This window comes from Psychrobacter sp. 78a-MNA-CIBAN-0178 (assembly GCF_040309625.1).
Classification (GTDB): domain Bacteria; phylum Pseudomonadota; class Gammaproteobacteria; order Pseudomonadales; family Moraxellaceae; genus Psychrobacter; species Psychrobacter okhotskensis.
Map to the genome: position 1 here is coordinate 22,982 of NZ_JBEOOZ010000029.1, position 7,128 is coordinate 30,109.

At 43.6% G+C, this 7,128-nt stretch carries 7 protein-coding genes and 2 tRNA genes; 3 read left to right on the top strand and 6 right to left on the bottom strand.

All coding sequences use genetic code 11. From position 1 onward, the window contains the following. Positions 1-4: 4 nt before the first annotated feature. Positions 5-811: a hydroxymethylpyrimidine/phosphomethylpyrimidine kinase gene (locus AAEY80_RS12600; protein ID WP_201606540.1), complete on the bottom strand. Its 807-nt coding sequence runs from the start codon at positions 809-811 to the stop codon at positions 5-7. A 354-nt stretch (positions 812-1,165) separates the two neighbouring features. On the opposite strand from AAEY80_RS12600, the gene AAEY80_RS12605 reads away from it, so the two are divergent. The 3 genes from AAEY80_RS12605 to AAEY80_RS12615 all read left to right on the top strand — a co-directional run bounded on the left by AAEY80_RS12605 (position 1,166) and on the right by AAEY80_RS12615 (position 2,470). Continuing rightward, a tRNA-Ser gene (locus AAEY80_RS12605) sits at positions 1,166-1,255 on the top strand. 184 nt (positions 1,256-1,439) lie between these two features. Beyond that, positions 1,440-1,516, top strand: a tRNA-Arg gene (locus AAEY80_RS12610). Between the two features lie 300 nt (positions 1,517-1,816). Then, complete coding sequence (locus AAEY80_RS12615; protein ID WP_201577334.1) at positions 1,817-2,470, top strand: RDD family protein; 654 nt, start codon at positions 1,817-1,819, stop codon at positions 2,468-2,470. Positions 2,471-2,512: 42 nt separating this feature from the next. On the opposite strand, the gene AAEY80_RS12620 is transcribed toward AAEY80_RS12615, so the two are convergent. The 5 genes from AAEY80_RS12620 to AAEY80_RS12640 form a co-directional block, all read right to left on the bottom strand. Beyond that, entirely contained in the window at positions 2,513-3,490 is a 978-nt protein-coding gene (locus AAEY80_RS12620; RefSeq protein WP_025651867.1) for a calcium/sodium antiporter, read from the bottom strand. Between the two features lie 169 nt (positions 3,491-3,659). Next, on the bottom strand, positions 3,660-4,040 hold the full coding sequence (gene panD, locus AAEY80_RS12625; protein WP_025651868.1) for an aspartate 1-decarboxylase: 381 nt from the start codon (positions 4,038-4,040) through the stop codon (positions 3,660-3,662). A gap of 159 nt (positions 4,041-4,199) precedes the next feature. After that, on the bottom strand, positions 4,200-4,781 hold the full coding sequence (pth, locus tag AAEY80_RS12630) for an aminoacyl-tRNA hydrolase (RefSeq protein WP_101211331.1): 582 nt from the start codon (positions 4,779-4,781) through the stop codon (positions 4,200-4,202). A 205-nt stretch (positions 4,782-4,986) separates the two neighbouring features. After that, positions 4,987-5,676 carry a 50S ribosomal protein L25/general stress protein Ctc gene (locus tag AAEY80_RS12635; protein ID WP_025651870.1) on the bottom strand — a complete coding sequence of 230 codons (690 nt, stop codon included), beginning with the start codon at positions 5,674-5,676 and terminating at the stop codon, positions 4,987-4,989. A 322-nt stretch (positions 5,677-5,998) separates the two neighbouring features. Then, positions 5,999-6,946 (bottom strand): ribose-phosphate pyrophosphokinase, encoded by a 948-nt coding sequence (locus AAEY80_RS12640; protein ID WP_025651871.1) that lies wholly within the window; start codon positions 6,944-6,946, stop codon positions 5,999-6,001. Positions 6,947-7,128 lie beyond the last annotated feature (182 nt).

Sequence of the window (7,128 nt, forward strand, 5' to 3'; positions counted from 1 at the left end):
TCGTTTATAGATTATTCTGAAAGTCTATAAAACGGTTGGGTATCAGTTGGGCTTCTGCATTCTCAGGGTGCGGTGCATCGGCGGCGCGCAAGGTTTGAGTAATCCAGTTATCGGCTGCCTTGACGGCATCAATGAGCGCGTCGCCTATTGCTAGACGTCCAGCGATAAAGCTAGCCAGCGAGCAGCCAGAGCCATGGAATTCGCCTTCTAAGCGCGGTAAGGTGCTTTGATGCACCATCTCACCTTCTATATACAGATACTGCTCGATATCACCGCTATTAAAGTCGTGTGAGGTTTTGACCAATATCGCATGAGATCCTTGTGCGCATAGTTTTTGCGCACCAATATGCAAGTCTTGCTCGCCGCTCAGAGCGCGTAACTCATGAGTATTAGGCGTAATTAAAGTGGCATAGGGCAGTAGCTGTTTGAAAGCTGCTACTAAAGTTGCCTCATCGCCCAAACTACCGCCACTATTAGCAACCAATACTGGATCAAGTACAAAAGGGGTGTTTTTTTTAATAACTTTATTAGTGAATAATCTAGTCATCATTTTTATATTATCAGTAGTGCCGAGCATGCCCGATTTGATAACCTTTACTGGCAAGTCTTCGAGTACTGCCATCGCTTGATTTCTGACTAGTTCAGCGCTACAAGCCTCAAAGCCGAAGACCTGCTGCGAGTTTTGGATGGTGACCGCCGTGCAAGCAATCGCCGCATGAGCGCCTGCTTGACCAATGGCTTCGATATCTGCTTGTAGTCCAGCACCGCCAGAGGGATCTAATCCTGAAAAACACAATACCACTGGTCGCATAACCCTTCCTTTTATTGCTAAGATGAATAACAAATACTATAGCCATCCGCCACCAAAAAAGCCATAGCAGCTTCAGATGTCGCGCTATGCTATGTCTGTTAAAACTATTTATTAGATACACCGTTTTTTTACGAATAGTAAGGCTGGCCGCCTAAAAAAGCGTAGAAAACCTGTTTAATAGCTCTAAAATTCATAATTATGGCAAAAGCGTGATTAAAACTGTAGACAGTGCTTGCAATTCGTTTTGGCTTTGCTATAATACTCGCCCACGACATAAGACGTATTGTTAGCATCGATACTGTGTTTAAAGAAGTGTTTTTTTAAAAATACTTTGATAAGTGTCTTAAATCGTTAGGTGAAGTGGGTGAGTGGCTGAAACCAGTTCCCTGCTAAGGAACCATACGTGTAAGCGTATCGAGGGTTCGAATCCCTCCTTCACCGCCATTTATTCAGTTGTTAGTAGAGTAATAACGCAGAGATTGGCGTTGATTGTTTTTTTAGTATTTGGTTCAAAAATAATTTGAATTTAACTAATAAAGATATTGACACAAGCGATATTATCTATATAATAACCAACCTAATTTGCTGTAATTGTTGTTAACAATGCAGTAAATGATGTGCAAAGTACGCGCTTGTAGCTCAGTTGGATAGAGCACTTGGCTACGAACTAAGGGGTCGGGAGTTCGAATCTCTCCAAGCGCACCATTTGCATACTAGTTTATTTTTTCATGTAATAAGTAAGCTAACAGAAAATCTAAATCAATCGCCTGTCTTATGACAATTTGGCGATTTTTTTATGTATGTAGCTTTTATCTCTATAGTTTTTATCTCTATAGCTTCTATAAGTCTTCTATTTATAAAACGACTGTCTTACTTGCCATCTTCCTTCTACATTTGAATAGACAGTCTTTTGCATCTGACGTCTTCTCGCATCATAATGTACGATAGGCGCTTGAATTACGGTACAATGAGCGCTCTATTTTTCGCTTGTTATGGGCTTGTATCATGTCAAAAACGTCGTCAAAAGCGGCTACTAAAGCCAAATTATCACCAAAAACCTCAAAGCCTCATATCTCTGAAGCCGAAGAACCGACGATTGCCAAACCTGGTACGCGTATGGCGGCTATTCTTTATGACGGTATGTTGGTTCTAGCGTTGTTATTTTTGGTAGGCACCATACTGACGGTGATTGGCACATTATTGACTATGGACACCGGCACGCAATCACAAGAGGCCAAATCACTGCCGACATGGTATCAAAACTTTATTATGACGCCGTCTTTTATACTGACGTTAGTGGGATTCTATGGTTTGTTTTGGCGTCGTAGTGGTCAAACGCTAGGGATGCAAACGTGGCGTCTAAAGACGGTCAACAATAGTGGTCATTTGCTGACGTGGGGGCAGTCTTTTAAGCGTATTTTAGCGGCTAGTCTTATGCCGCTTATATTTGGCATTATTGGTAGCGTCATCGGTGGCACGCGCGCTATTTTATTAACCAGTGCTTTATTGGGCTTCGTCTTTAATTATGCCTTTTGCCTGTTTAATCGTCGCGGACTCGCGGTACAAGATATGCTATCGAATACCATTACCTTAAAAATGCCAAAAACCGAGAATGAAAGTTTATGGCGGGTCATTAGAAACCGCAAGCAAGGAAAATAAACCGCACTATCATCACCATAGTCTGTCAACACACGTTAAGCGTTACATGTTGGCTGTCTGCATCAGCCATAAAGTATAGCCGACGAAAAACATGACTAAGGTCGCGCCAGATATACGACCAAATGGACGCTTGCTCATAAAGGCAAAGACGCACAGTACCACGAGTAATAGAGTGATCAAGCCCATCGCTAAAATATCACGCGACAAGATAATCGGATTGGCAGTGATAGGGGCGATGAGAGCGGCCAGACCAACGACGCCTAAGGTATTAAAGATATTAGAGCCAATAATATTGCCCAGCGCCATGTCATGCTCACCTTTACGCGCTGCTGATAAGCTGGCAACCAGTTCGGGCAATGAGGTACCAACTGCCACGATGGTTAAGCCAATAATCAGCTCGCTCAAGCCCCAAAATGTTGCCAACTCTACTGCACCCCAGACGATGGCTTGCGAGCTTGCTACCAGCATTGACAGACCAATGAATAAACTACCCAAACCCCGCATTAAACTCGGTGCACTATGATCAGCATCGATGACCTCTTTAGTCTCATCTGCGTTATCTGAATTGCCGTCGCGTAAGCTCAGTACGATTTGAACCCCTAAGACAATGACCAGCATTGCCAATAGCACTAGCCCGTCATTTAAGCTCAGCAGCCCGTCACGTAGCTGCCATGCTGCCAATGCGGTAATCGCTACCAGTATCGGCAAATCGCGCCTGATGATGCCTTTATGAATGATGATGGGGCTAATCAGTACCGTTGCCCCCAATACCAAGGCTATATTGATAATATTTGAACCATAAGCGTTACCTAGCGCCAGCTCGGGACTGCCTTCCAAGGCAGCAAGTAACGACACTACCATCTCAGGTGCCGACGTGCCCAATCCTAAAATAATCACCCCAATCAAAAAACTTGGCACGCGTAACTTTATAGCCAGAGCAGTTGCCCCATCAATAAAAATATCGGCACTCCATACCAAAATGGCTAAACCGATTAATACTGCAATAACTGCCAACCACATTAGTAGGTTTCCTTGTGACTCGTAAATGGATAAAAAAACATAAAAAAAGCTGAATCCTATATAGATTCAGCTTCCTTATCGAACACAATTTTTTATAAACTTAACAGCAGCGTCTCGCCGTTAACAACTAAGCTACCACAGCTAAGTTACAAAACGAAAGTTACTACAACTAAGCCACTTGTACTGGAATGATATTCGCTGTGTCTTTGACCGTATTGTCTTCGTTGCAATAGACCAGTTTTGGCTGATAAGTTTCGGCTTCCACTTCATCAAAATGCGCATAGGCACAGATAATGACGATGTCACCTAAGTCGGCCATATGAGCGGCGGCACCATTTAACGAAATAATACCAGAGCCTGCTTCAGCACGGATAGCATAGGTGCGAAAGCGCTTGCCATTGGTCACATTATAGATATCGATAGATTCGTTTTCACGTAGACCAGCCAGATCTAGTAAATCACCATCGATACCACACGAGCCTTCATAATGAAGCTCGGCATGGGTAACACGGGCACGGTGTAACTTGCATTTAAGCATATTAAGTAGCATAGGTTGCTTCCTTAGCGTAACTGATATTAATGAGCGTGACTGCTATTAAAAACTATCATTAGAAAAATGAGATATCAACTGACTTATTAATCAACCAAATCAAGAGGTTAATGGGGACAATATCGCCAAAATAAAAGGCGCTGTTATTCATTCGACCTATTATTCTGGACCTTTGAAACTATTAATCTGAGAGCGAGCTTTTTCAATATCACCACTTAACAGCAGGGGCAAAGCTTCAAACGCGGCGCTCAAGGCGCTATCAATGGCAATTTGCTCATCGGGGGAAGCTTTTGATAGGACGTGTCCGCTGACTTTAGACTTGTGTCCCGGATGCCCAATACCCACGCGCAGGCGATGAAAGTCGTTGCCAATATGCGGCGTGATATCGCGCAAACCGTTATGACCACCATGTCCGCCATCGGTTTTGAGCTTGATGCTGCCCGCTGGAATATCGAGCTCATCATGGGCAATCAGCAACTCATCATTTTGGATGCCATAAAAGTTGACCATAGGCACCACTGACTGACCGGATTTATTCATAAAGGTCAGTGGCATCAATAGCCGCACGTCATGCCCATGAATTTGTCCGCGTCCTGTTACCCCGTGGAATTTTTTGTCAGGGGCGAGCGTGATGTTGAACTGCTGCGCCAAATGATGGACGAACCAAAACCCTGCATTATGACGCGTAAACATATACTGCTGACCGGGATTACCAAGACCGACAATAAGTTTTATGGCCATAAAAACCCCTTTCTTAGCTGTAATAAATGAGTGATAAGGTTTGAAAAGTAAGACGACTCTATAATATTTAGGCTACACAATAGTTGTCCTACTTTTCAAACCTTACTTACAAAAACAGCAGGAGATATTTATCACCTGCTGCTTTCTAACTAAACAAACCTTTATCTACGTAGCATACGATAAGTCACTACATAGCGATTGTTTACTATTCGTCGTCTTTCTTGTCTTCAGTTTCGCCTTCAGCATCTTGCTCAGTGGCTGGAACGTCAGCTGCATCCACTTCTTCAGCGTCTTCGTCAACTTCTTCAACCGTTGGTGGCTGCATGTTAACGATCGTGCGATCATGACCGTCTTCTAGTTCAAGTTCATGAATAACAACACCTTCAGGAAGTTTGATGTCTGATAAACGGAACAAATCACCGATTTCCATACCAGATACGTCTACTTCTAGGTATTCAGGTAGCTGTGATGGTAGGCAGATGATTTCGATATCAGATACTAGCGTTGATAGTACACCAGCAGCAGCAGTACCCGGCGCATCTTCACGACCAGTGAAATGCACAGGAACATTCATGTGGATTTTTTGACCTTTCACAATACGCTGGAAGTCAGCATGCATTGGGAAGCCTTTAGCTGGATGGCGCTGCAAGTCTTTGATAACGGCTTGATGCTCTTCGCCGTCAACATTGATGGTCAAAATGTGCGAGAAGAAGGCTTCGAATTCAAGTGATTTTACCAACTCGTTAAGCTTGATAGAGATCGCTGTTGGCTCTTCGTTACCACCATAGATGATAGCAGGCACAAGATTCTGCTTACGTAGGCGGCGGCTCGCACCTTTACCTTGTAGTTCAGCAGCACGATCAATGGCGTTTAGTTCAAAATGATTAATGCTCATGGATATAATCCTATAGAGAGTATGTGAAGTATCTACCAGTAATAACAGACTTGCGACCAGTCTATCACTGGATAATCAATACTTTAGAAAGTATCAATCATGTCGCTAAGTATAAAAATACCTAAAAATAATAAAGATTAGCTAATGATGAATACAGGCGCGCATTATACGTGATTCTTTAACAATAATAAAGACCTACGTGAAATGGCTATTTAAAGTGAATATACAATAAACAACGAAAAGTGATTAAAAAAAACGCCAAGTCATAAAACTTGGCGTTTTTTTAACAGATTTTTTAGTAACGGACAATCTTAAGCGTTACCTAAGCGTCAAACATCGCACTGATAGATTCTTCGTTATTGATACGGCGCAAGCTCTCAGCCAGCATCGGGGCGATACTTACTTGACGAATTTTGCTACAAGCTTTGGCGGCGTCAGATAAAGGAATCGTATCAGTGACCACAATCTCATCCAATGCAGATTCATTGATGTTTTTTAGCGCATTACCCGATAAGACTGGGTGGGTAATGTAAGCCAATACGCGGCGTGCACCATTTGCTTTCAATGCTTCAGCAGCTTTGCATAATGTGCCTGCAGTATCGACCATATCATCAACGATGACGCAATCACGGTCGCGAACATCACCGATAATGTGCATCACTTGTGATTCGTTGGCACGCGCACGGCGCTTATCGATGATGGCTAAGTCAGTATCACCTAGTTGTTTGGCCATAGCACGGGCACGAACGACACCACCGACGTCAGGAGAGACGACCATGATATTGTCATAATCTTGCTTTTTGAGGTCGTTTAGCAGCACAGGCGTGCCGTAAATGTTATCGACTGGGATATCAAAGAAACCTTGAATTTGATCTGAGTGCAAATCAACGGTCATGACGCGATCGATACTGACGATGTTTAGCATGTCAGCGACGACTTTGGCCGAGATAGGAACACGCGCTGAACGCGGACGACGGTCTTGACGGGCATAACCAAAGTAGGGCATGACAGCGGTGATACGGCCAGCACTAGAGCGACGCAAGGCATCGGCCATCATCATGATTTCCATCAAGTTGTCGTTGGTCGGTGCACAAGTAGGCTGCATGATAAACACGTCTTTACCGCGCACGTGCTCTTTGATTTCCACCGCAATTTCGCCATCAGAAAAACGCGTGATGTCAGCTTTACCAAGAGGGATGTGTAGGTGGTCGGCGACGGTTTTCGCTAATTCAGGATGGGCGTTGCCCGTAAAAATTGCCAAATAAGGCATGACTGAAGTCCTATTGATTAAATCAAGCAGCGACCGCTAAGCAGTGTCTAACTGCCCAAATATAGAAAAGAGTGATGAAAAATATTGAAGACTACTATTACAGTAAAAAATGGCAGGGGTAGCTGGACTCGAACCAACGGATGTCAGGATCAAAACCTGATGCCTTACCAACTTGGCTATAC

Excerpts from the sequence above, each read along its gene's own strand:
- AAEY80_RS12620 (WP_025651867.1), bottom strand. The coding sequence starts at position 3,490 with ATGTGGTTGGCAGTTATTGCAGTATTAATCGGTTTAGCCATTTTGGTA.
- AAEY80_RS12615 (WP_201577334.1), top strand. The coding sequence starts at position 1,817 with ATGTCAAAAACGTCGTCAAAAGCGGCTACTAAAGCCAAATTATCACCA.
- AAEY80_RS12635 (WP_025651870.1), bottom strand. The coding sequence starts at position 5,676 with ATGAGCATTAATCATTTTGAACTAAACGCCATTGATCGTGCTGCTGAA.
- pth (WP_101211331.1), bottom strand. The coding sequence starts at position 4,781 with ATGGCCATAAAACTTATTGTCGGTCTTGGTAATCCCGGTCAGCAGTAT.
- panD (WP_025651868.1), bottom strand. The coding sequence starts at position 4,040 with ATGCTACTTAATATGCTTAAATGCAAGTTACACCGTGCCCGTGTTACC.
- AAEY80_RS12640 (WP_025651871.1), bottom strand. The coding sequence starts at position 6,946 with ATGCCTTATTTGGCAATTTTTACGGGCAACGCCCATCCTGAATTAGCG.
- AAEY80_RS12600 (WP_201606540.1), bottom strand. The coding sequence starts at position 811 with ATGCGACCAGTGGTATTGTGTTTTTCAGGATTAGATCCCTCTGGCGGT.